33 protein-coding genes and 1 tRNA gene are annotated in these 23,858 nt (G+C 41.1%); 1 reads left to right on the forward strand and 33 read right to left on the reverse strand.

Annotated elements, in window-relative coordinates; all coding sequences use genetic code 11:
* Positions 1-33: 33 nt before the first annotated feature.
* The 10 genes from AC5YD2_RS09660 to AC5YD2_RS09705 all read right to left on the reverse strand — a co-directional run bounded on the left by AC5YD2_RS09660 (position 34) and on the right by AC5YD2_RS09705 (position 11,427).
* Positions 34-1,110: a hypothetical protein gene (locus tag AC5YD2_RS09660; protein WP_496126130.1), complete on the reverse strand. Its 1,077-nt coding sequence runs from the start codon at positions 1,108-1,110 to the stop codon at positions 34-36.
* Between the two features lie 2 nt (positions 1,111-1,112).
* Positions 1,113-3,014, reverse strand: coding sequence for a hypothetical protein (locus AC5YD2_RS09665; RefSeq protein WP_496126131.1), 1,902 nt, complete (start codon positions 3,012-3,014; stop codon positions 1,113-1,115).
* 44 nt (positions 3,015-3,058) lie between these two features.
* On the reverse strand, positions 3,059-5,851 hold the full coding sequence (locus AC5YD2_RS09670) for a host specificity factor TipJ family phage tail protein (protein ID WP_496126132.1): 2,793 nt from the start codon (positions 5,849-5,851) through the stop codon (positions 3,059-3,061).
* Positions 5,829-6,191 (reverse strand): hypothetical protein, encoded by a 363-nt coding sequence (locus AC5YD2_RS09675; RefSeq protein WP_496126133.1) that lies wholly within the window; start codon positions 6,189-6,191, stop codon positions 5,829-5,831. The genes AC5YD2_RS09670 and AC5YD2_RS09675 overlap by 23 nt, the downstream gene beginning before the upstream one ends.
* Positions 6,191-6,694 carry a DUF1833 family protein gene (locus AC5YD2_RS09680; protein ID WP_496126134.1) on the reverse strand — a complete coding sequence of 168 codons (504 nt, stop codon included), beginning with the start codon at positions 6,692-6,694 and terminating at the stop codon, positions 6,191-6,193. The genes AC5YD2_RS09675 and AC5YD2_RS09680 overlap by 1 nt, the downstream gene beginning before the upstream one ends.
* Entirely contained in the window at positions 6,695-7,150 is a 456-nt protein-coding gene (locus tag AC5YD2_RS09685; RefSeq protein ID WP_496126135.1) for a hypothetical protein, read from the reverse strand.
* 13 nt (positions 7,151-7,163) lie between these two features.
* A complete protein-coding gene (locus tag AC5YD2_RS09690; protein WP_496126136.1) occupies positions 7,164-9,605 on the reverse strand; it encodes a hypothetical protein in 2,442 nt (813 codons plus the stop codon).
* 57 nt (positions 9,606-9,662) lie between these two features.
* Complete coding sequence (locus tag AC5YD2_RS09695; protein ID WP_496126137.1) at positions 9,663-10,136, reverse strand: hypothetical protein; 474 nt, start codon at positions 10,134-10,136, stop codon at positions 9,663-9,665.
* An 80-nt stretch (positions 10,137-10,216) separates the two neighbouring features.
* Positions 10,217-11,176 carry a KilA-N domain-containing protein gene (locus AC5YD2_RS09700; RefSeq protein ID WP_496126138.1) on the reverse strand — a complete coding sequence of 320 codons (960 nt, stop codon included), beginning with the start codon at positions 11,174-11,176 and terminating at the stop codon, positions 10,217-10,219.
* Positions 11,177-11,265: 89 nt separating this feature from the next.
* Complete coding sequence (locus AC5YD2_RS09705; RefSeq protein ID WP_496126139.1) at positions 11,266-11,427, reverse strand: toxin-antitoxin system HicB family antitoxin; 162 nt, start codon at positions 11,425-11,427, stop codon at positions 11,266-11,268.
* Between the two features lie 112 nt (positions 11,428-11,539).
* Between AC5YD2_RS09705 and AC5YD2_RS09710 the strand changes: the two genes are divergently transcribed.
* Entirely contained in the window at positions 11,540-11,800 is a 261-nt protein-coding gene (locus tag AC5YD2_RS09710) for an Arc family DNA-binding protein (RefSeq protein ID WP_496126140.1), read from the forward strand.
* On the opposite strand, the gene AC5YD2_RS09715 is transcribed toward AC5YD2_RS09710, so the two are convergent.
* From AC5YD2_RS09715 to AC5YD2_RS09825, 23 genes are all read right to left on the reverse strand, one after another.
* On the reverse strand, positions 11,797-11,970 hold the full coding sequence (locus AC5YD2_RS09715) for a hypothetical protein (RefSeq protein WP_496126141.1): 174 nt from the start codon (positions 11,968-11,970) through the stop codon (positions 11,797-11,799). The genes AC5YD2_RS09710 and AC5YD2_RS09715 overlap by 4 nt on opposite strands.
* A gap of 56 nt (positions 11,971-12,026) precedes the next feature.
* Positions 12,027-12,464 (reverse strand): hypothetical protein, encoded by a 438-nt coding sequence (locus tag AC5YD2_RS09720; RefSeq protein WP_496126142.1) that lies wholly within the window; start codon positions 12,462-12,464, stop codon positions 12,027-12,029.
* Between the two features lie 3 nt (positions 12,465-12,467).
* Positions 12,468-12,935 (reverse strand): phage tail tube protein, encoded by a 468-nt coding sequence (locus tag AC5YD2_RS09725; RefSeq protein ID WP_496126143.1) that lies wholly within the window; start codon positions 12,933-12,935, stop codon positions 12,468-12,470.
* Positions 12,936-13,002: 67 nt separating this feature from the next.
* Positions 13,003-13,194, reverse strand: a complete 192-nt coding sequence (locus tag AC5YD2_RS09730; protein ID WP_496126144.1) for a hypothetical protein — start codon at positions 13,192-13,194, stop codon at positions 13,003-13,005.
* Positions 13,195-13,209: 15 nt separating this feature from the next.
* Positions 13,210-13,593 (reverse strand): DUF3168 domain-containing protein, encoded by a 384-nt coding sequence (locus AC5YD2_RS09735; RefSeq protein ID WP_496126145.1) that lies wholly within the window; start codon positions 13,591-13,593, stop codon positions 13,210-13,212.
* Positions 13,590-14,054 (reverse strand): HK97-gp10 family putative phage morphogenesis protein, encoded by a 465-nt coding sequence (locus AC5YD2_RS09740; protein WP_496126146.1) that lies wholly within the window; start codon positions 14,052-14,054, stop codon positions 13,590-13,592. The genes AC5YD2_RS09735 and AC5YD2_RS09740 overlap by 4 nt, the downstream gene beginning before the upstream one ends.
* Positions 14,033-14,392, reverse strand: a complete 360-nt coding sequence (locus tag AC5YD2_RS09745) for a phage head closure protein (RefSeq protein ID WP_496126147.1) — start codon at positions 14,390-14,392, stop codon at positions 14,033-14,035. The genes AC5YD2_RS09740 and AC5YD2_RS09745 overlap by 22 nt, the downstream gene beginning before the upstream one ends.
* A gap of 7 nt (positions 14,393-14,399) precedes the next feature.
* Positions 14,400-14,690 carry a head-tail connector protein gene (locus AC5YD2_RS09750; protein WP_496126148.1) on the reverse strand — a complete coding sequence of 97 codons (291 nt, stop codon included), beginning with the start codon at positions 14,688-14,690 and terminating at the stop codon, positions 14,400-14,402.
* Positions 14,687-16,123 (reverse strand): phage portal protein, encoded by a 1,437-nt coding sequence (locus tag AC5YD2_RS09755; protein ID WP_496126149.1) that lies wholly within the window; start codon positions 16,121-16,123, stop codon positions 14,687-14,689. The genes AC5YD2_RS09750 and AC5YD2_RS09755 overlap by 4 nt, the downstream gene beginning before the upstream one ends.
* Before the next feature lie 11 nt (positions 16,124-16,134).
* On the reverse strand, positions 16,135-16,299 hold the full coding sequence (locus tag AC5YD2_RS09760; protein WP_496126150.1) for a hypothetical protein: 165 nt from the start codon (positions 16,297-16,299) through the stop codon (positions 16,135-16,137).
* 81 nt (positions 16,300-16,380) lie between these two features.
* Positions 16,381-17,697: a phage major capsid protein gene (locus tag AC5YD2_RS09765; RefSeq protein ID WP_496126151.1), complete on the reverse strand. Its 1,317-nt coding sequence runs from the start codon at positions 17,695-17,697 to the stop codon at positions 16,381-16,383.
* Positions 17,694-18,272: an HK97 family phage prohead protease gene (locus AC5YD2_RS09770; RefSeq protein ID WP_496126152.1), complete on the reverse strand. Its 579-nt coding sequence runs from the start codon at positions 18,270-18,272 to the stop codon at positions 17,694-17,696. Before AC5YD2_RS09770 ends, AC5YD2_RS09765 begins: the two co-directional genes overlap by 4 nt.
* A 54-nt stretch (positions 18,273-18,326) precedes the next feature.
* Positions 18,327-20,021 (reverse strand): terminase large subunit, encoded by a 1,695-nt coding sequence (locus AC5YD2_RS09775; protein ID WP_496126153.1) that lies wholly within the window; start codon positions 20,019-20,021, stop codon positions 18,327-18,329.
* Positions 20,022-20,031: 10 nt separating this feature from the next.
* On the reverse strand, positions 20,032-20,481 hold the full coding sequence (locus AC5YD2_RS09780) for a phage terminase small subunit P27 family (protein WP_496126154.1): 450 nt from the start codon (positions 20,479-20,481) through the stop codon (positions 20,032-20,034).
* Positions 20,482-20,577: 96 nt separating this feature from the next.
* A complete protein-coding gene (locus tag AC5YD2_RS09785; RefSeq protein ID WP_496126155.1) occupies positions 20,578-20,799 on the reverse strand; it encodes a hypothetical protein in 222 nt (73 codons plus the stop codon).
* Positions 20,796-21,149 carry an HNH endonuclease gene (locus tag AC5YD2_RS09790; protein ID WP_496126156.1) on the reverse strand — a complete coding sequence of 118 codons (354 nt, stop codon included), beginning with the start codon at positions 21,147-21,149 and terminating at the stop codon, positions 20,796-20,798. The genes AC5YD2_RS09785 and AC5YD2_RS09790 overlap by 4 nt, the downstream gene beginning before the upstream one ends.
* Positions 21,130-21,378 (reverse strand): hypothetical protein, encoded by a 249-nt coding sequence (locus AC5YD2_RS09795; protein WP_496126200.1) that lies wholly within the window; start codon positions 21,376-21,378, stop codon positions 21,130-21,132. Before AC5YD2_RS09795 ends, AC5YD2_RS09790 begins: the two co-directional genes overlap by 20 nt.
* The gene (locus AC5YD2_RS09800) at positions 21,344-21,541 is read right to left on the reverse strand and encodes a hypothetical protein (RefSeq protein WP_496126157.1); all 198 of its coding nucleotides are present in this window, start codon (positions 21,539-21,541) and stop codon (positions 21,344-21,346) included. Before AC5YD2_RS09800 ends, AC5YD2_RS09795 begins: the two co-directional genes overlap by 35 nt.
* A 50-nt stretch (positions 21,542-21,591) precedes the next feature.
* On the reverse strand, positions 21,592-21,771 hold the full coding sequence (locus AC5YD2_RS09805) for a hypothetical protein (protein WP_496126158.1): 180 nt from the start codon (positions 21,769-21,771) through the stop codon (positions 21,592-21,594).
* Positions 21,771-21,893 carry a hypothetical protein gene (locus AC5YD2_RS09810; RefSeq protein ID WP_496126159.1) on the reverse strand — a complete coding sequence of 41 codons (123 nt, stop codon included), beginning with the start codon at positions 21,891-21,893 and terminating at the stop codon, positions 21,771-21,773. The genes AC5YD2_RS09805 and AC5YD2_RS09810 overlap by 1 nt, the downstream gene beginning before the upstream one ends.
* 525 nt (positions 21,894-22,418) lie before the next feature.
* Positions 22,419-22,494 (reverse strand) — tRNA-Arg (locus AC5YD2_RS09815).
* A 384-nt stretch (positions 22,495-22,878) separates the two neighbouring features.
* Positions 22,879-23,430, reverse strand: coding sequence for a hypothetical protein (locus tag AC5YD2_RS09820; RefSeq protein ID WP_496126160.1), 552 nt, complete (start codon positions 23,428-23,430; stop codon positions 22,879-22,881).
* 10 nt (positions 23,431-23,440) lie between these two features.
* Positions 23,441-23,851: a DUF1064 domain-containing protein gene (locus AC5YD2_RS09825; protein ID WP_496126161.1), complete on the reverse strand. Its 411-nt coding sequence runs from the start codon at positions 23,849-23,851 to the stop codon at positions 23,441-23,443.
* Positions 23,852-23,858 lie beyond the last annotated feature (7 nt).

The following is a 23,858-nucleotide window of genomic DNA, read 5'->3' on the forward strand; positions in this document are numbered from 1 at the left end:
TTATTTTGGCAATAAAAAAGCACCCGAAGGTGCTTAGAAGTAAGTTGCTGTCTTTAATTCTGACAAGTCTAATGTTCGACTGTAAGAAACAATATTAAAGATTACCATGTCAGCTTGAATACCAACCCAATTTTCAAGTGATCCTGCAATTTTTATTGATCCGACATTAAACGCAGATGACATAGATCGCTCGCTAAATGGAATGAAATCTTCTCCATTCATTGCAACTTTAACACGGCCATTTTCCCACGTAATGCCAACTGTATTTACAATAGATCGATCAATATTATTAACAGAATCAACAAAATAACGCTGAACACCATTTTCATAAAGTCGGACATTTAGCTTTCCATTGCTGCTAATGTAAGCCGCAACATAATTATCAGCATCTTGTTTTAACAAGAAAAGTGGAAAGCTCTGATCTGATCCCGTGTAGCCCGCATATTTACGCTTAGGGCTTGCAAATTTAAAGATCACCGCACCATTTTTTGGGTCAAATTTTGAAGCATTAACTTGAACTGTATCCGGATTGATGCCAATAAACTCATAGTTCGGGATAAATGGGGTCTGTCCGTTTGATGCGACCATTAGATGTGCTTTTTGAGCACCCTCACTTCTTGTTAAATTAACAGTAGTGTTTGCTGTAACTTTAAAATATTGCGGACTTGCAAATGTCCCTGCGCCCGACAGCACTTGAATATTAGCGTTTGAAGCTACAGTAACAGAGCCAGTTGCATCTGTTGTAAATAACGAATAAACGGTTTCACCTGCATTTAAATTTGCAGATGTCGCACTTGTTGAGCTTAATAGCGCACTCGCCCATGTTGATGAAATTAAACCTTTAGTCGAATAGTCTGGAATATATGAAACACGAGGCACATCATTCTCGATAATCTCATAATCAGCTAAATCGCTAGACTTTAAGACTGATGCTTTCGAGCTTCGAGTAATCGAAAGCACAGAATTAAGCCCTATATTATTCCAATCGCTATCAACAAAAAGATTGTCAGCGAAACTCACGTTTGCTGAAAAGTCTTTGGGTCCTTTATAGCCCGAAACATCTTTAATATATTGATTCGCTACTTGATTACTTTTGAATGTTACAGCCATTTTTAATTTACCCCAATTGAATTAGTTTTAACGCTATACAGACGCCAACCATCTACAACATTGCCGTTGTCTGTCCACATGATATTGAATGAGAGCTCTCCTTTTTCGAGAACTGGTGAGATACTTGCTTTGTATGGGTTGTGATACGGTGTTTCGAGAATCTGCTCTGAATACTCAAAGTTAATTCCGTCTAAGCTAATTCCTAGATGTAAACCGCCCTTCCCGTCTATTGCTGCTGTATCAGAATCCAAATCATTGATAATTGTGATGAAATGCCCGCCACAATATCGTGTCTCTTGATGCCAGAACTTAAAATCATTCGTTGTTGTTGTCGGTAATGGGCTTGACCACCCGCTTATCAAATCATCACTCGTCTGATAAACAAGATTCCACGTTCCGTTGTAGAAATTAATACTGTGCATCATCCATTTTTTTAAAGCTGGGTTATAAACAATACTCGGTGATAACCCTGAAATAAGATCATTTCCAGCTTCATCTTTAAATGTTTCGAACTCAGTCCAGTTTATGAAATCGACAGTCTTTCGAACTTTTAAAAATGCTTGGTCTACATTGTTTTGTTTAATCGAGTGTCGATAAACAACGCAAAATTCCCCAGTCATATGGTCATAAACAGCAAAGTTATCGGAGTTGTAATCGTATTGCGTATTCATGAACGCTTTAGCTAACGGCTGCTCAAACCCTGTTAAAAGCTCCATTTTTTTTAAGTCATTCGACCCATAAACACATGGATTTTCATAGAAATCTGATGTGTTGTGAAATGGGGTTAGTAGCACGATGTACTTATATCCACGTACAGTTTGATTAAATTCACTGACATAAGGATGTACGACTTGTGAATACGGTTTTACAGTGCTTAAACCCTTAAAATAAGGGGTATCGATAAGCAACGGCTCAGGCTCAGAAATCTTAAGATTAAGAAAGTCTTGAGTATTTGCAATCGTGTATTTTTGCTTTGCAACACCGTTAAATATTGGGCTTTTTTGACCCGAATTGTTAAAACTGGCTTGCGATAATGCTGGAATAAAGTCGTCAGTTATTGACTCTTTTAGTGATAAACGCTTGAAACTGCTTGATGAGTTAACTTTTTCAAGCTCTGCAATTAATGAACGCCCACCGTTAAAAACAATATCGCCATCTTCTTTAAGCTCAACAATCGTATTGTTTTGAGCATCATTAAATTCAAACGCTGTTTTATTTTGATTGGCTTCTAACTGACCATCGATTTTGTCTTTGATCGCTTGTTGCTGCTCAATAGTTTCGTACAGACCGCCATTGGGTGTCTTTACATCGCCATCTTCGCTAAACTCAATAACAGTGTTCCCATCAGCATCATTAAATTCGTAAAGCGCTTTAGATACTGTCTTATCTAGCTGATCTGCGATTTTAGCTGCTGTTTGATCTGAAACGTCCCCAATTTCATTTAAAGAGTAATTAGGATTTCGTATATCTCCATCCTTCGCGATAACCGCCACAACTTTTTTTGTTGCATCTTCAAATTGAAAAAGATTTGAAGCATCGCCATTGTTGTCTTGAAATTGTTTAAGCTTCTGATCTGTGTACTGAATCGCTAAATCCTTATCACTCAATCCAGTGTCCCACCACTTCGTAACACCATCCCTTTCTTCATAAATCCAAATTTTCTTGGTATCTAAAGCTTTGGCCGCACTAGGTACGACAGTTGGTATAGATATAAGTAAAGCTGCTTCAGTTGAGGATGGTGTAAAGCCGCCGGCATCGATGATCATCTGGATTGCAGACGGTAATGTGTGAAATTCAGCGCCCCACAGCGGTTTCACTTTTCCTTTGGTGTTTAAGGCTTTATCAATATCATCGATATTGCGCTTGGTCTTCGTTATATCTGCTTGACTGATAATCTCTGCCATTTTGCTTCACCCATTAAAAAGCCCTCAAATGAGGGCATAAATTGTTAAATCAGATTGTTGATAATGTCTTTGTCGTTTCGATAATATCTAGCATCCCAATTGATAGCCGTGACTTCGTTCTCAAAAATATCAATTGGTTTTTTGGAGGCGACAAGGAATTTCTGAGCAGATCGTTTTGCGTCGGTTGTGACTGAATATGTAGTTTTAACTTCACCAACTGTTATTAGTGACTCTCTCGGCACACGTCCCAAAACAAAGTGATAAGGACTCATTCCCTGCGAGATCGGTATCACATCGATTTGACCACTTTTGAGTTGTAGATGGATCACATGCCCTGAACCAACATTGAATGGCTGTGAGCCACGAATGATATTGCCTGACCACTCTAGAACCTCACCATCTGATTCATTATTGCCAACACGTGTATCATCAGTACAAAGTACAGTGTCACCGCGCGCAACAAGGTCACTCTCACAAAATGCTGTAAATGTGGTAGCTATTCTATTGAACTGAATCTTGTTCCACTCGCGCCACGCAATAATGTGCGCCTGCTGAGTGTAGACAACGCCTGTTGCATCAACCTTTTTGGGGTTATTTAAAAACTCACTTGGCACTTTTAATGTTTTTTCAACCCATCCATTTTCGCTATCAACATATGTCAACTCGATACCGTCATAGTTTTTCTCAGGTCTAAATGAGTATTTGCGAAATTCAGATTTAGCCTTTTTATTTCTATGATTAAATAGGATTAAAGGTACGTTATCTGCACTCTCAAGCTCAAAATAAATGTTTCGATTAATGCGTCGGTCATGCGAACAAGTTGCGGCTGCCATCATTCGCATCATTTCTTCAAATGATGTATTGGTGTTGTCTAATGTGTAATTAAACTCAGCCATTTTTTCTGAGCCGAAATAAGCCTGAATATCATTAACCGCTTGATAGATATCATTGATATTAATTTCGTTAATTACCCTGCGCCCAATTCTCGGGTGTAAAGCAAGATCAATTGCAAGATCAGCAATATTTCGGGATGGTATGCGTGTTGGAGATCTGGAACCACTTCTATAAGAATAAACAAGGCTTTGAGCAATACAGTTCAATTGCCTCGATTCTTGACTTGTAGCATTCGGAGTTGCAATTGTCCTACTGCGTATAAGCACACGATCGCTGTAAACAAGTTTTCTAAGCTTGTGATATGAAAAAGCAGAATAGAATTTTGTTTCATCCATCAAATCTGCAGCATCACCATGGTCTGTAATGCGTTTAGCTCGAAAGCGAACGGCTCCCTCAAATGGTAAATCAATCCAGATTGACCCTCCAACAGCATCACGACTATTTGCTTTACCTCGGATGGTAATACCTGTCTTAAAAACATTTCCAACAGGCTCACCATTCACTATATTCTGGTAATCTACCTCAATTGTTACATGCTTATAGTGACTGCCCTGATATAAGCCGTTTGGCGCTTTAAAGTTAAGTAATAAACCTTTTTGAGTTTTTACATCGGATGTAAACCAACCAATAAAGTTATCTTGGCTTCCTCGAAGCTTTATCGTTTGAGATGTGCCTATTTGCTGACTTGGCAAGTGTTGCAGATTAATCCAATCTGAATTTACAACACTGGGCGTTGCAATAGAAATCCATCTTTCTTGACGGCTAATCCCTGTAATTACATACGTTCCATCTAAGACAATACTCTTTGAGCTTGAAGTTAAATTTGCACTAATTGTTGTGGTTAATGCTGTTGTAACTCGACTAAAATTTGTGTTTGTACTTGATGGATTGATCAATAGAATGGTGTATGTGCCGTTGTAATAGGTGATGCTCCCCACATTATAGAGACCCGCCAAATCCAACTGCCCTAACTCTTCATCACTTACAAGCATAGATGTGATGTTGATTTTTCTATAATCTTGATAGTTCGCGATACTCTGACTTGTTGAAATTTGAATGGTTTTATCTGCATTAATGGTGACTGCACCTGTGATACCCGCGTCGCTCACTACGGAATATGATGCACCCTCAACAATGATTTCCTCCCCAACTGAAAATTGATCGTAGGCATCGATATCTTCCCAAGTTTTAATTAGGTTTGGATATCTAAAGTAAATATCACCACGCTCCACTTTTGTTGAGTTTGGCGTTAATAGTGTTTGACCATTAATTGATTTAATTTGTTTAGCGATGATTGGAGCTTCGGTGAAGTCATCTCCTAGCTTATAGATATTATCTTTACCAATAATTGACTGATTTAAGCCATATGCTGTGATGGATTTGCCTGTAATATCTGCAACAGGCGTATCCCCTTCTTTCATTTCAGTTAATTCAACGTCGTTCTCGCATACGCAAAGCAATAACTCCTCTACTTCAACGCCATCTTTAAAATAACGGTAAGCCGGTGCAAAAAGATCAGGGATGGATTTCACTTGTCCGATTACTCTAGGAACGCGCTCTTTGATACGCTGTGTATTCTCTGCATTTGCAAGATTGTTATTACTTGAGCCTGTTGATTTGCCATCATTTATTTTTGGCATACGAACCAGGGAATTAACAGCAGCACCAACAATTTTACCAAATGCCCAGTTGACTGCTGAAATTACGTCACCTGGATGACATACGATTGTGAAATCTTCATTCGACTCAAGTAGTCGAGCAATACTTTCCTTGTTGTCGGCTGTCGGTGTTACATCGCTTTCACCGCATGGATTACCTTTATAAATTCTTGCTTGTGGGTAATCAGATCGAATATTTAAAAAGGTTTTGAGCACATTGTTTGTTGTTATTGTTCTTTGCTCGGTAGCGTCTAAAGAATTTTCAAAGATGCAAATTTGGCTCATAGTAGCGAATCCTTTTAAACATTAATTCCGCTTGACTCAGTTTGATTCTTTGCACACCAAGTTCAGTTAAATGAAAAATACGTTGGCGAAAAAAAAGCCCCACATGGGAGCTTCCGTTTGCATAGGTCATCAAGACAATGCATTGCTCTTGAGCCTTTTTGATTTCTTTGTTTCGATGAACAGTTGTTCGAGAAGTTTTAATTGTTTGATCGAGTGAACTTGTTAAGCCAAAAAAACAAGGTGTGTAATCCAAGTTGTAAAGCTCTTTTGCTGCTGCAATTACAAAGTGGACACAGTGAAACTCTTGGGAGTGCTTCAGGTTAAATAATTCTTCAATCATTAGTAAAAACCAATCAAACTTGGGTCTGTTGAAGCTGAGTAAACTTCGCCATTTCCTGTGTCATTTAGTCCTGGTGCTTTGGCATCACCGCGACTTGCCTGCCAATCTCGTGTAATTTCTTGAAGCTCTAAATCTTTTGAGACAGCGACAGGACTGTTATATTTACCAATCAAGTATGCTCGATATGAAACTAAGGGCAATTCAATAATTTCATCATTAATGATCAAGTCAATGAGGTTTGGAATAGTTTCGCCAAGGTCTCCAACATTAAAACTGAGCTCCTGATCAAGCGTGTCTTCTTGCGCGGATTTGGTAATGCTGACAGGCAGAGGTGTGTATGCATAACTCACGCCATTTTCATGCCGCAGCGTAATAGCTTGACTTGAATTAATCACATAGCGCATTGGTATCCACTTCGAATGCTTAATTTCTAAACACTCAAGTAATCCTGTCGGCCCTGCCGACTGGTCAAGAACCGCAAGCATTGCATCTGTAATTTCCATTTATACCCCAACTGCATCTGGTAGCCACACGTTCGGTATTTTCTCAATATCATCAATGGTATTGATAAATCCGTTTTCCCAAATTCTGATAATTTCATTATCAAAATCAGCGCTTCGAGCAATAGGTACAACCAAAACAGCAAATGTCATTTTGCGAATAGGCCCTTCGTGAAATGATTCTGCAGGCAAACTTTCAGAAGTAAATCGACATTCACATTCTTCAATTGCACCTTGATCTAGAGCGAGTTTCCACTTCCAAGTTTTAGTCTGATTCTGTCGCCAAAACGCCCAAAAATATTGACGCGCTCTTTGATCTTTAAGAAGAACAGTCACATTAACAGAATGAACCGCCCCGACGTATTTAATAACTTGCCGAGGCATTCCGCCTTCTGTGATTTGCTCGCGGAGGTTGTTACCAGGTGTGAATGAATAGCCCTCTTGCAAGGCGCATAACATAAAAGTGTTCATACTACCTCGCTGGCGCTAGCCCGAATGCTGATTGAATTGAACGAGACTCATGACTATTTGCACGACCGACATTACTGAAAGCCCCTGCAATCTCCTGCTTTACAACATCAATCGTGACATTGCCTTGCGAGTCTTGATGTTGATTTGCTGTGTAGCCGGGCGGAACATTCACATTGACAGTCACACCACCTCCATCTTTGATGAAGTTTTTAAGATCGCTGTTGGTTCGAGAATCTACAACACGTTCACCTTTGTCGAGCAACCATGTTCCCTCTTTTGGAATGTTGTCTATACCGTCGTGAGCCATACCTGTTACGCTTTCTGTTCCGCTTAACATTGAAACAATGGTCGCACCTTGAGCAAATGCACCAGCGATCATAGGTATGTTGTATGGAAAACCAATCTTGGAAGCGTTGGCGACGTTTTCAATCAAGGCTAGAGTTGCATTGGCTGCCGTAAAAATTCTCGATGTTGCATACATTGCGCGATAACCTTTTGACTGCTCCCCTCCAACCGTTTTCATCATGCTAGCCATTGAGTCAGCAATGCTACCTGCGTAACCCAACTGGAGTTGAATTGAACTCATTCGGTAATCCGCCTCAATTAGACTCATTCGATCATGGTGAGCTTGCCAAATCTCTTCGCGTTGCACAGCTGTTTCAGCAAGCGCCATTTGAGCATCAAACATTTCCTGTGATGCGTCATAGCGACTAAAGCGCTCTTGCTCAAGATTAAATTGATCACCTGTACCGTTTATTTCAGAATGAATACCACCCCAATTAGATTCGGCAGACTGAGCGCGAGCAATTTTTTCATCGTTGATGTGATAAAGCTCTAAACGGTACTTATCGTCTAAAAACTCTTTACGTAGTCTTAACTCATTTTCGTTCAATCCACGAGTTGCATCTAAGCGCAATTTATCTATGCGTAGTTGATATGCAAGCTTGTCTTCTTCATTGCGGTGCAATCCGTAAAGCTCATGCTCCAACTCAGCAAGATAAGCCTGCTTACTCGCCTCTGCTTGCTGCTTTGCTAACTCAGAATACTGAGCTTTAGCATCAGCCTTAAGCGCAGACTGTTGAATGTCCGCTAGGTCTGACTCTAAGTCTTTTGCAATTCTTAACTGCTCATCGCCATAGTCATAAATCAAGCGTTGACCCAACTCATAGGCACGATTCAAGTCCTGCTGAGCTTTAGTATTTTCAGAAGTTGCTTTGGTGTTTGCCTTTGTGGATTCGGTGGCTTTGTTTTGTTTGTCGCTAAGTTCTTTGAGACCTTCACTTGTGTTAGTTACGCCCTGCCCTAATTCTCGAATACCTCTAAGTTGTTTTGCCTGACTTGATGCACCACCTTCCCACATCTTATCAAGTCGGTCTGCTGCACCAATAATAGTTGTGTGCAGATCAGATTTAATTTCAGTTTGTAGTGCAGCAATCTCACTTCTAGCTTCGTACGCAGCTTTAGCAATACCGATTGGATTCATTTCATACCAATCCATCTCATTCCAAACAGCACCGCCAATTGCAGCCATTCCTCCAAGCGCTTTGCCTACTAATTGAATTGCAGTTACAGCACCAATAGCCACCGATGCAACACCCTTAAGAGTTTTTACAACCCCCTCAGCAACGCCTGAGAACCGAATACCCTGCTCACTGCCGCTAAAAAATGCTTCAGCAATATCTACAAAGGCGGGAATTACAGCCTGCATCAATTGATTCTTCGCTCCCTGCATTTGAAGATCGAGCATATAAACTTGGTCTTTAAGCATTTTCGCAGATTCAATAGTTTCATCCGACATGATATTGCCTGTGCGTTCCGCCATATCACCATAAAGGCGCATGCCCTCGCCACCATTAACAAGTAGTGGAATAAGGTCGGTCATATCGGAAGCCATGGACTCCAAATAGAATGACATTTGCTCTTGTGGAGCACCTGCTTCTTCCAATTTATCTACATAAAGTTGGAGTGCTTCAGGGCCTGAAAGCTTCTGCATTTTTAGAATAAGTTTCTCGGCAGCTTCGGCAGAACCTTCCGTTTTTACCGCAATCTTCTCGAAGAAATCGACACCACCACCAGCACCAATTGCTGTAAGTTCACCCATTTTTTCATTGAAGTCTTTCATCATGTCGGAAAGCTTATCGCCTTCGATTCCGAAAGCCTGAGCACCTACCGCCATTTTTTGGAAGTCTTGAGTAGTCGTATTTGCTCGAAATGCAAATCTCTCAAGCTCAACAGCTTGGTTTGATGTTTCCATTGCCATTGCTGCGAGAGCTGTCACAGCGCCTGCCGCCGCACCTGCAACCGCCATACCGTAAGTGTTCACATGATTACGCATGTTTGCAAAACTAGATTCAGTCTGCCTTTCAGCATCTCTAATTGGTCCTGTAAAGCTGCCAATTCTGGCAACCAAATCTAAAGTCAAGGTGCCAAGTCTGGTGCTCATTACTTTTCCTCAGGCAATAAAAAACCACCCGAAGGTGGCTTTTTAGATTTGAAATTATTAAACGCAGTGTTTATTCCAATACTTTACAAATTCTTTATGATTTTCGCTATTTTCGTAATAAACCTTCTGAGTGCCCTCAACTGCTACAAAAGATTTATAACCCACATACGCCCCAAATGAATTTTTAGCATTATATTGCGCACATGCTACCGCACCGTCCTCGGACTCGTTAATAATCTTCTCCCCTCTAAATTCTACCGAAGAAGGGTCTTTTGCATTTTTCTTAATCATTTGCTGGGTGTAAAAAAGCATTACACCTGCTTTATTTTCTTTACTTTCCGATGGTTCAGGGGTGTTAGTCGTTGATGACTCCCTTCCCATTAAACCCATAAATATAGAAAATAAAATTAATCCAGCTAGTACTAGTGCAAGCTTTGAAGTTTTCTTAGGTTGCTTCGCCCCACACATCGGGCAACTCTCTGCTTTTTCACTAACTGGTGCACCACATTCCTTACAAGGCTTTAGCGCCATACCCTACCCCAAATATTGTTATTCAGGACAAGATACTAATTTAACGCACAAAAAGAAACCTCCCGAAGGAGGTTCTTAATTTATTTGCTTAGTCGCTTGGCGGCTGCCTGAATAATATCAGGCAAGATTGATTTATTTGGCCCTGCAACATCACCAACAATTCCTGCAATATTTTCATCAGATAAAATCCAAGCATTATTTGGAACAAAAGAAATATTGGGTTTGCCTGACATTCCAATTGTTAAAAGCATTCGACTGGAGTCCACCATTCGAGTGACTACAGCACTGACAATGGTTTCTTTATCAAAGCTTGGATAATTAGGGCTAATTCCACCTAGGCGCTTAATCTCATTATGCATTCCATATAGATAGTCCATAACCTTATTGGTGGTGTCAGCTTCGAGCAACTTCAATGCTTTCAGCTCAGAGTCTTCAATCCGCTCTGCTTTCGGAATGTACTCACCCATTAAATGGTGAACATACTCAACTGCTACTGGAATTTGATCTTGAGGAATATCCTCAATATGCTCAACATCAAAACGATGGTGAACCAATTTATAAGCATCCGAGTAGTTTAAAAACTTCGCCTTACCCACCAGCATGTTCACAGCATCTTTTAAAGGTACTCGATCTTTCTTGGTGGTCTTGTCAGCAATCAATGTTTGCTTTGAGTTTTCAGTGAATAATCTTGTAACCATCGAGTCATATGCACGGATCACCATCAAATGGAATTTAGGACTGATCCACATTGCGTATGCGTATACTATTTCCTTTACTACAAATGTCCCGACACCATTCAATATATTTATGCAGCTCCTCATATGTGAGGAGCTTGACTTCTCAGCTTCTATTTCCTTAATTAACTCTTGAGTCTGATCAAGACGAATAAAGTTTGAAGCCTGATGCTTCTTCATTGCACCACTAGCTTTATGGAGATCATTCAAGCAATAACGCCCATCTTGATCCTGACGAATTGAAAAATCACCAATCATTAATGGTTGATTGTTTGGGTTTGCGAAGTTTTGTGTTAAATTACTCATAAGATTTCTCTCTTAATTGATGTGAGTGAGACATTCAAAAACCTTGTTTATTCTTGGCGGAAGGCAAGGTTTTTTTGTGCCTGTTGATTTCATGCTTTCGCACTCTCTTGTTTAATTAAAAGTTCAACTGCTTTATTCATTAAATAATTCATTGAACGCTGCTCTTTTTTAGCCATTTCTTTTAATGGCTCATGCAATTCATTGGTTAAACGAAACCGCACATCGGTTGATTCTTTATGCTTGTCTTTCATAGCTCCCTCCTATAGCCTCACTATGAGGTCATTTAAAAGTAACCCCATTTTGAGGTATTGTCAACACATCTACAAAATATTTTAACCTCAATATGAGGCTATAGAGGTTTAGATGAGTGATAACCCTAAGCATGTAACAGTGAGACTGCGCGTTCCACCTGAATTAAGAGACAAAATTGCAGCATCTTCAGAGCAATATAACCGCTCAATGAATGCTGACATGGTTGCTCGCCTTGAGCAAAGCTTTAAGCCAGAGATAAACCCCACTGAAACTTTTGAGTTTGAGCAGATGAAGCGGATTCAATTAAAGCAATCCGCACAAATTGAAGATCTTAGTAATATGCTTAGAGAATTAATCAAGAAACCAAGCTAACCTGATTTCTTCTTGATTTGCATCAATCGCTCTTCCTCATAAGTCAGGACAGGCACTTCCTCATGAATCATAAAGATACGAGCGTCTTCAATCTGCTTATCTGCTGGTAACTTAGTGTTTAGATACCTCGCAAATAAGCGACCCATTTCCTGCTCTATACGTCGACCCATGAATAAGGTGCCTCTCTTTTGACGAAAGGCTTTCCATATTTGGATTTCAGAATTACTTAGGTTTTTTCGGGCTTCTGCAATGGTTTTTCCACCGATTCCACAGCTGACGAGTTCGCAGAGGAATTCTGTTTCGTCGTCGAGATCCAGTGCTTTCCCGTGAAATTAATCACTTTATCAGCCGCCAAATACATTGAAACTTTCATTTCATCTGAGACCTGACCTGTGCTTTTTAAATCAGGAAAGAATGGTTTGTCTTTTGATTCAAAAACCACTTGCGCGAGCATTGCATCGCGGTATTGACTCAGCGTGTATTTTTCATCTTTTTTAAGTTTCAAAATATCAGTGATATTTGCCACTTCTTCAGAGGACAATACTTTGATTAAGATTTCACCCTCAAATGGTTTACCATCAAGGTCACGAAATTTAATCGTTTTTTCAACAAACGAACCAATGCCTACAGCTTTCTTTGCTTTTTCGAAATTTAGTTTAGCCATGAATTACACCTTCCACACATCAATAACTTCTGCACGACGTTTAAATGGAATAGCGTGTCGATTCAATGCATCCAAAGCCACAGTCACAGGGTTTTTACGAAGTTGGGCAATGCTGCTTGACCACGTTCGAGTCGGTGGCAAAGTAACTTCATCGCCAGTCAGTGTTGGCTCACCAACGCCATCAGCCCACCCCATATAAATTTCGACTACTTCACGCTTCTGCGCCAAATCAAGTGCAATGATGTGTGAATCGTTTTCAGGATCAGTGTCGATTGCTGTGCTGCCTTCACCCGGTGTTATGGATGTGATGCTCGAAGTTTTTACGGGTGACTCATCATCAAGACACGTATCATCTGTTTCACCAGGGCTATCATCACCCCAAGTGAACTCTTTGATGCAATCCATCTTTGTTAAAACTTTTGGAGAGCCGTGGGCAATCCAAACCTTTGTACCTTTTGATAAAACACCCATGAGTAGATCTCCTCAATTTTAGGCATAAAAAAAGCACCCGATTAGGTGCTATGTGGAAAATTTAGGTTTATTTTGAATTGGGTTTTACTGCGTCATTAAAGTTCTTTGCAGTGCTATTCAGTGCTGATTGGGTTCGCCCGCATAACGGCTTTTCATTGACCGCATCAATAGGCATCATTACAACATCAACAGCCGCGGTCACAGGTGTCACAGCTACTGAAATAGCAGCTTTCGTTAAACTTTCCAGCATTCCGAACATGGTACTTCTCCAAAATTATCTATCAACAAACCAATTGCTATCAAAACCTGTGCGATACAACTTTGTGTCTGGTTCACGGCTATTACCACGCAGATCAGTCACAGTGCATGCGTTATCAAGCTCTAAAGCTCGTCTTGCAGCGTTCTTGATCGCAACCAAGTCATCAGGTTTATCAGCGTAAATATCAATTTGAATCGTGATGTGGTCAGTGACCGCAGGACAATCAATGTGATTCTGCGGAATACCAGTAATATCCTGCCAAACCAAGTAAGGCTTCTTCGGTGAATCAGGAGCTAAGCCAAATTCATAGGCGCGTAAAATAACTTTTGGGTGCTTGGTTTCTAAATATGGTTTTAGCTCTTCACTTGCATTAAGCAGTTTAAAAATAGGTGCTGTCATAAGGTCCCCAGTGCTTTATTAATCTCATCATCAAAAACCTGAACGAACTTTGATGTGATTTGATCAAGATTTGTGGAAAGCGCAGGACGCATAAAAGGTACAGCAGGATTATTTGAAGAGCCAAATTCGACCCAGCGCCAATGCCGTGTGTCTCCACCGCTTAAACTTGTTGGGTTTGGATTTGAGAACGAAGCACCACCTTTTACACCAACACGCATAATAATTTCGTTAGGGTTGCGACTCTTGCCACCGGCAACAGCAATATTTTTATGAATCTTCTCGCGTGTCTGCGGATCATCAATTGCTTTGGCATTTGTACGCGCTGCATCTCTCGCAATATTCATTGCTTGTCGTGCAGCTTTACGTGCTATTGATTTGGCTTTTCGTGGATTTGCGAGTTGTTGAAGCTTGCGATTCAGCTCATCAAGACCCTGTACGTTTAAATCGATTCCTGCTGCCATGACGATTCCCCTTCACTCAAATTAACAGTGAGCCATTCAAGACCACTTTCATTGTCAGCAACTGGATCACCATCGATCTTCCAATATTTGCCACGGAATAGCACGCGCATGGTCGAGTTGATCAAAGCCGACTTAGAGCTATATCGAATCTTTAAACGCGCTGTCATGCTCGAATTGACCGCTTGTGCTTGAAGTTGGTCTTTTGTAGATAAGCCTTCAATCTTTCCCCATAACCTTGCGAACTCAGACCATTCTTCAGGGATGCGCCCAGTCTCTTGGTCTTGCGTTTCTTCAAAGTGTTGGATTGTGACGCGGTGCGGTAGTTTGCCTGATTGCATAAATCACCTATAGCGCTGTCGGTGTGCGATACGGATAAAGCAATGCGCGTACCGCAGGCGGTAGATAGTTATCTGTGATAGATGATTCTTTGCTTGGCTCACGCTCGCGGTCAAACATGCCAACCATGAGTAGCACTGCATGCTTTAAATCATCAGGATATTCACCGCTAAAAGTATCAGTCACATAATTTAAAACCACTGATTCAGCGGCCTTAATATACATTTCCAACATCGTGTCATTATCTTCAGTGTCATAGCGCAAATGCTCACGGACCTGATCAATAGTTACTATGCTCATGAATCCACCCATTTCTTTTGCGCTAATTTGAAGTTTTCATGATCAAATTCGCCTAAATGCTCTTTTTCACAGTGCCACAACGAGCCTTTATGCGTCACAAAACAGCCTTTTAAATACCGATTTTCAGACTTAAATACGCCTTGATACTGTGATTTTTCAGCTTCTTCGGGTGTATTTGTGACTGGCAACGCTGGTGGCGAACCTGTAGCGAATGGATCCTCACGTGCGTCACGCTTTGCAAGTGCTGAAAGTGAATAGTTTTGCTGCTGCATCACTGGAGATTCACCACCAACCACAGGCAAGTAGCCTAATTTTTGGCGCGCTTCGTTTGGTGAAAGCAATCCTGAGCCGACTGCTTCTTTTAAGAATGCAATCTTGCTTGATGAGTCCATGCGGATAAGTGCATCCAAATCAAAGAACGCCTCAAGGCCATATTTTTTAAGCTCCAACCCATCATCTAAGAGGTTTTCACGTGCTTCAATGTGAGCCTGCAAGCAGTCTGAATAATAGATCTCATTGCTTTCAGATGGATTCTTACCGGCGTCAACAATATGAATCTTAAACGGTGGCACATTGAATGCAGAGCAAACAATACGAGCTGACATATCAAGATGCTGAATCATCTGTGCATCCGTGGCAGTCATGCTTAAAGGTGTGTATTGCATACCGTCGCCAAGAACTGCTGTTTTGCCGATATTCTCACCTGAGTAGCCACTATTCCATTGTGCAGAAACAGTTTTTGATTTTTCAGCGGAGATTGGACCAGGTGCAACAAGAATGCCACCCGGTCTTGAACCGTTACCGAAGAATGTCCGCGAACCTTTCTGAATTTCCTGACCCATGCCTGCCGCTAAACTACAAGCCATGATTGGCGTAAGCCCCACCAACGGATGATAGAAGGCATTGATGCGGTCATGAATGATTTCAGATGCAGGTACAATTTCAGATTCAGTTTGAGCAAGCTCATCATGGTTGAGTTGGTAAAACACATTTCCATTTTCATCAACAAGCGGTTGCACTAAATCAGGATTGAGCACGATCATTCGGCATACTTCGCCAAACACATCACGCACTTTTAAAATATAAGCATTACCGCGTAGCAAGAGTGATGAAGTCCAGAACTCTTGGAATTGCTGCCATGTCTGAAAATTATTAGGCTTGAGCAACGTGCGAAATCTTGGTGGGATATCCTCATTTACAAGCACGCCATCTTGCTTGCGCTTAAGCTGAATCCCAAGCTTACCCATGTCTTTTGAAATCATAGATACACATGCGAAGACAGCATAAAATGCTGTGACCTCTTCACGTTTTAACTCATCATTCTTCTGCCATGCGCCAGAATACGGCTCATGCACAATTAAAGAGTTCCACCCACGACTTGAATGAACTCCTTGCAATGACTTCTTTTTAAATAAGTTGCTAAAAAAGCCCATTCAATTCACCTTTATTCTTCAGTTTTGGTTTGCTTGGCCTTTGGCGCTGACTTCTTTGGCTCTTTGTATTCCTCTGCAACACCCGTTTTAATCAGAATGTTTGCTTCAAAATCGGTGACTTCGAGCACATCACCAATGTTGGCATTGTGCATAACCTGTAAATATTTGATCTTCATAGACTGTTCCTATAGCTAAACAATTGTGATGCTTAGATATAAAAACAGCCCCAATAAAGGAGCTGTTTTTGACCTAAATAATTAGGCGTATTGAATGAAACTTGCAGCAATAGGGCGACGCTTACCCCAAGTCACAAATCGTTCAGCACGAATTGCAAACTTATTTTCCTGCCATAAATTATGAGTTACAGAACCATCAATTAAAGTTGCTTGATCACTGTAAGCTATATCGACTTGACCAGAGTCAGCCATCAAAATTTCTGATGTTTTAACGAGAATAATTACATTACCTACGTTTTCAGATTCAATAACAGGAATACCATTCAAGGTTTTTTGATTAAGGCCAGCATCCATTCCTTTGAAATATGTATTGCCCAAAGCATCACGAAGATCAGCGATTTCAGAAGCACGAACCTCACTCATCAAGTAGTAAGCACCACCTAAAGATAGATTGTTGCCCAAGAATTGAGCGCGCAAAGAGCGAAGGTCGGTAGCTACAGCTTCAGCAGTAAGGCCTGTTGAAGCAATTGGGGTTACCCCATTGAGAAGTCCAGCTGGTTTTTTTGCAGTACCTGCGGATGCACTAAGGAACTCTGCATCTGTAAATTGAGCCGATGACGCAACCAAATCATCGCGAAGCAAAATATCAATTGCAGGGTCGCTACCCTCAAGCAACTCGAGTGTATAAACAACAATTGCAGCCACCTTATGCTTGCCCAACGTAACATTGTCAAAGGTTGGGTTTGTTAAAGGCTTGGCTTCACCCTCACCCACCCACGACGTCATAGAGCTTGTGGCTTGAGCAGGAATCTCAACATTAAATGGGACCTTGCGGAATTGTAATTTATCAAGCACGGTATTTGCTCGAAGCATTTCAATATATTCACTAACCAAGTTATTAGTTTGCACCAATGGAGATGCAAAGCCAGCGTCTGTGGTTGTTCCTAATGTTGCTTTTTCGATTAAAGAAATGACTTCCGCAGGCTCACCTAGTTTTTTTGCAACCTGCATCGGGGTAATTGGATTTCCTTTCTTTGCCTCAATCGAAGCAATCATTTTGCATTTTACAAACTTTGCAAAACCAACACCTTTAAGCAGGTTCGATTCAACAGTGATAATGGGTTTCTTTTTACCTTCAGCAGTTGCTTTTGCTTCTGCTTCATTACCACCCTCAACTGGCGTACCAGTTTCACCCGCATTTTCAGCGTCAGCAATCAGGGTCTGTACATTTGCAATGTTCCCAGCAATCGTGTCAATTTCAGTTTTCAATGTTGCGATCAGCGCTGCATCTTCTTCGGATGGAGTTTCACCACCGTCAGCAGACTTCTTATAAAGCACCGTCATTTCAGCTTGCTTTGCTTGTTTGGCTGCCAACAATTTTTTTAGATATTCTTTCATAATTTAATGCCACCTTTGGGACTGTTTAATTTAACCACTACGTGTTTTTGCTCAGATGAAACGCCACCTGAAACGGTTTGCTGAGTTATGCCCAACGCGGCTTTGTACTCATTAAATTCTTTTGTGAAATCTGTTTCGGATTCGCGGTTGCAGGGAATGGTAACCAGTGATAGTTCGTACCATTCGTAATCACCAAACTGGATGCCACCACCATCAATCATTTCGGCTGCGTCCCAATTCGGTATAAAACCAATTGACAGGCCTTTGACTAAGCCGTACTTCAAAGACTGATACGCCTTATCAACTTCGCGCTTAAGTTCGCCTTCCTCTGCGATTTCAGGAATATGGATTTCAACCTCAATGCCTGAGTCTGTAATCGTTGCATTGGTGACTTGACCAATTGGCTTGGTTGGGTCGTGATGAAATAGCAACGGTATTGGCAGAACATACTTAGCTCCACTCGGCACCATCACGTCTTTCACGCGGTCTTGATTTGGTGTGCTTGCGATGCCTCGAAACGTGCGCTTTTCTTCATTTAATTCTTTGACAATGAATGCGCCCAAAGCCTTTTTCATTTGGCTTCTCCCATTAAAAAACCCTCGGTTAAGAGGGCTATTTGTTAAATTAATTTAAATGTAATGAACTTCGTATTTTTCAGGCTCACCAGCCAAGGCCATGGCTCGGTTGATACCCATCAATAAACAAACAGCACCGTCAATCTTCATGGCATTCTTTTGTTTTCGTGGGTAATCATTGCCATTGGCGTCAGGCTTACTCATTACGTTGCCGACCATCCATGAAAGAATAGGATTGCCGTCATGATGAAAGCGACCTGAAGCAATCGCAGCGGTTAGTTCTTTCATTGCTGGGCTAAAGTTCTTTGTGTTTTTTGCAATCTCGACAGCTTCCAGACCATTTTCACTGAGCGTCTTGGCAATCTGTCTTGCACCCCAGTTGTCGTACGGCACTTCAATCAAATTAGTTCTTTTGGTGTCGGCGATTAAATCCGAAGCCACCAAATCCAAATCTGTTTCAGCACCGTCATGTACTTCAAGCAAACCTTTGTTAAGCCACTTTTGATAACGATCCGTTACCATTCTTTCATCACCATCAAAAACGGTTTCGGACGGCAAATAGAAATAAGGTCGAATGCAGAAATAATGAAGCTTTCCGTCAATCACCCGATAGAACAAATTAATGCGCGCACATATATCGATCTTCGATGCCAAATCAAGTGGCATCAAACATTTGTCATCTTCAAAGTTTTCAAACTTCAAAGACTTATCAGCACACTTGTTCCACTTCTCCATATTGAAGTAAGCGGTACGAGCTGACACCCAAACGTTTAGATGCTTCGTTTTAAAAGTGTTTTGACGTGCTGGATTGTTTACTGCTTTACGTTGCTGAGATTCTAAATAGTTGCCATAAACTGAAACATCAAAATTCGGATTGGCTTTTTGCAGAATCTTTGGATCAGTCCAATCGTCGCCCTCATCAATGGTCCAGATAAAACCAAATAACTCATCATCTGGTACGGTACCCATGAGCATGTCTTGAATACGCAATCGCAAATCATAACATGGCCCATCGATATTGAATCCAGCCGTGGTAATCGTGAACATCAAAGGCTGTCGACGCGCACCCATACCTGTTTGCATTGTGTCGTACATGGCATTGGTTTGATGCTCGTGATATTCATCGACAATTGCACAGTGTGGTGACTGACCATCCGGCGGATCACCTACAATGGTTTCAAAGATTGAGCCGTCTTCAATAATTTCTAAGCTGCCTGCATTGATTTGAATGCCTGCAGCTTCCACAAATTCAGGGGAGCGAACTGCCATCAATCGTGCAGGCTTAAATACTTCCCATGCTTGCTTTTCAGTAGTCGCACCTGCGTAAACTTCAGAACCTGTTTCACCATCATTGGCGAACATATTCAAAGCTACGCCTGCAGCAATCGCAGACTTACCATTCTTACGTGGGATTTCCCAATACGATTCTCGAAATCTACGAAAGCCGTCTTTTTTGCGAACCCAGCCAAACGTGCAAGCGATTCCAAATTTTTGCCAAGGCTCCAATGTGAGCTTTAATCTTTTTTGCGCCCACTCGCCTTTTGTGTGAGGCAATAATTCAATAAAAAGGATCTTCTTTTCAGCTAATTTAGGCTCAAATTTGTATAAAAAATCTTTATTTTTGCTATTTTTTAAGTCATTTAAGTGGCGTTCACAGGCTAATTTTACCCATTTACATGCAGGAATCTTATTTGAAACGACTTGCTTAGCCCACTTATTCGCAATATCAACATTCGGGAAAGCTGTCATTTCAACCTCGCTACATGTTTAAAACCCCTGCAAATGGATTGTCTTTTGGTTTACCCTTACCACCAGTCAGCCGAGCGCGTGAAACAGGATCAAGGCCCAACATTGAGCCAAACTGAGCCATTTGTTTTGATGCTTCATTTACTGCAGTGAGTGCTGGATTTTTGATGACGCTACCTTGATCGGTAGTGAGCGTAACGCCCATGGTTGCTACTTCTCGCTGCGATTCTCGCAAGTTGTGATAAGCAAAACAGAACATTTCAATATTGTGTAAATCTGTTATTTTTAGGATTTTTCTTTTGAGTAATTCAGGCACAACCGACTTCCACATTTGCATCGCATATTCCATGCCTACCATATAATCTGGCACATCAATGTCGTACACGTTTTCAAAGTCCGTATCACCAGTGACTTTAACATTTGGTTTGCGCCCTGCACCAGCTACCGCATTTTTACCACCCATGTCAACACCCTGAATTTTTAATTTCGCTCACGTAAAAATGTGTCTAACAGGGCGGTCATTTCGAAAAATATCGATAAAAATCAGACACCCCCACCCTTAAACATGTTTCATTTCTATGTTTATTCGTGCCTGGTAGTTGTAATTAGTTGCATCTTCATCCAAGCACCATTCAATGCTTACAACTTCATAGCGAGCATCTTTGAACACAAGGCGATCACCCACAGATGGCACCTGTGTCATTGTTCGGAAAGCAAATGCATTTGTTTGATCGATCAGATAAAAATTAATTGAAAACTTATCGCTTGTTGTTTGCATCATTTCTTCCCTTCCATCGCTGTCTTTTCTTTATGACATGGACCACATAACGATTGGAGGTTATCCCAGTCATCTGTGCCACCCTTTGCTTTATTAAGCTTATGATCGACATCGGTTGCTTCGGTGATTCGACCTTGCTCTTTGCACAGCACACAAAGATACTTATCACGCTGTAATATCTGCTTGCGTAACTTCTGCCACGCATAACCATATCCACGCTCTGTTGTTGAGCCTGTGCGATCTACACGACGATTCCAACCACTGCGCTTTGATGCGTGTTCATCACAATAGCCTTTCTGACTGCGTGATTTAACAAGATTAGGACAAGACCATTCACGACAAGGACTGCTCATCTTTAAGACTCACTCGAACATTTACAACCTTACCCAACTCAACCGCAACAAATTGCAGATCAAGCCCATTAGCTTTCGCTCTCTCAATCTCACGAACAATTTGAAGCTCCAACCATTTAACCTTCTCGGATGTTGATGGCTCTAGAGCTACCAAAGATTGAACAGATGGAGTAATTTCTTTTTTTTTAAACATTTTAATCATCCAAGTTACGAGACTTAGTTTCTTCATCACCCAAATCCAAATGCTCTAACAACTCATTGATCTGGGCGTTCTGCTCGTTGTTGATTTGAATTAGCTGGTTGTTCTGCTCTATCAACTGATTGTTCTGCTCGATTAGCTTTATTACTAAGTCGTTCGAGACACAACCGCATTCTTTCTTTTGACAACTCATATTGTTTCTTCATCCACTGTCGACGTTGTTCACACGATGCACAGGCCATATCAACCTCGGTTTTGTTTCAACTGCCATTCAATATTCTGAATCCGCTTCACCAACTCTTTACGCTCAGCAATACACGCCTGCTTAAACGCATAACTCGAGTTCAAATGATTCAACGCATCGATATGTCTGATATTTTCTTTGTAGTTAACGAGATTCTTTTTAGCGTCGATTATGTCCATCAGCCACCGCCTGCACGTTTTCTTTTCAGATAATCTTTGTAGTGTTTACTTCTGCGGCGATCAGCTAAGCACATGACTACAACCACAATTAAAGCAATAATAAATCCATGAATCAGAGCCATACCCACCTCAAAAAGAAAAAGCCCCATCAAACGACAGGGCTTTGTGCCAACGGCAAACCGCCGAAGCGGTAGGGAATTAAAAAACCCCAGCAGCGTGGGGTTTGGTTGAAAATTAACTTCAAATTCTACTTACTCGAAACTCCCTTGATCCCAATAGACTAATCTTGTCTGGGGTTTGGGTAACTACATAGGATGTAGTGTATCCATCGGGGCGCTTTAAGGATAATTTATCCCCAGTTTTAACGAGTGCGGTTATATTTTTGGTGAACACACTTTTATCATTATCAATTCTACATTGGCTTAAAATTTCTGCTGAATCGTTAATGGTTAAGCTTAGATCGTATGTAAACATCTTTAAATACTCTGGAAGGGTAAGTACTCATTATAACCGATCCAAACACCAAAGTGAGACACCTTAATGCATGCAACCATTTGAAATATAATGCATTCATAAATATAAAGCAGGGTTTTAAAGGCATCGAATTCGAGGGGTTTAATCTGGTGTAATTCCACCATTTTAGAATTTGGCGCGCCTAGTAGGATTCGATCCAACATGAGTCGGAATAGAAGTCCGATGCATAATCCTTTCTGCCATAGGCGCAATATGGTGGGCATGACAATTAGCCACACCCTTGCCTTAGATTTCGATATTGATCAGCTCGGCAACTGATCTACCGCTACTCCCTACTTTGATTGCCAGTGAATAGGCACACTACTAATCAATTTTCGGTTTCGTTGTCATTTAAGTGCGGGGCATCACTCCCAATTCTGATTTCACTTTCCTACATATCCTATTCATGCTCGATGAACTGCATGGGTTGTATCCTCTTTCGTGGGATCTAAACGTAGCTAAGAGACCGTTTTATTTATTCATGACTTTTCTCCAGACAACAAAAAAGCCCACTAATGTGAGCTTCAATTTGGTCAAACCGTAATACGACCAGTATATAAAAACTATACCCTAGTTTCCGAAATAATGGAATCCCTACGCTTTCAATTCTTTGTAAGTGTTTTTCTTGTAGAGATCAATGGCTTTCGAAGCACTATCAATTGCAGACTCTAAAGCTAAAACCATTAGATTTTCGTACTGCTTCCAAGTCTTGCGGTACTGCTCATCCTCCATCTGCCAAGAGCGAATGCCTGCGTAATACAATCGACCCTTAGCAGTGAAATTCTTTTCCAGTTCAGGGTTCATAGAGAAGTCCATAACCATTCGAGCAATTAACATAGCCAAGTCATCTAATTTGATCTTCTGTGGCTCTTTGCGATTGTCGAGCTTTGCATTAGTTGTCATTACAAGAGCTAAGTGGGATTGAATGTACTGATAATCCATTTCCGACACATTGCCGAATACGATTACAGAAGTAACGGATTTTTCTAATTGAGTCCCCATTGTCCCAATAGCGCCCAAACGATCTTGATAGTCCAATGGCTTTGCTCCTGTGCTATGCCCCTCATCACCGAACTGTGGTGACTTTGCTGTAATGCCTTTCGTCAACCACTCGAATTGTTCAAATTTTTCCGCTACTGCATTCATCCCTTTCCCCTTAAATCTCTCTAATTTCCAAACCATGCACACTCAACATCAAGTGCTTTTTCATTCGATATACAGCCAATTTCTTTGTTGCTTCACTCTTCACATCTTCGACAATCTTCTGACCATCTTTGATGTAGACGAAATCTGCTAAATACTTCACTGCGGGTTTACGTCTCGGTTCATTACTAAATTTCACACTCTCAGCCAGTACAAATGCATATTGAGTTTGCAGGTCTTGAATCTCGCCTTTTTGCTCCAAAATCTTCAATTCTCTGTAGCGTCTTGCTTCTTTCCGAGAATCAAACTTTAAATCATCGGCAATGGCGCTTGAATTGCCGTATTTCGGCTTTTTACGCCTCGGTATAGGCTTACCCACACCGAGAAGTTTGCGGGCCTGTGTCGCGGTCAGGCGGTTAGTCATTGGTGTC

This window comes from Acinetobacter sp. CY73, assembly GCF_059515865.1.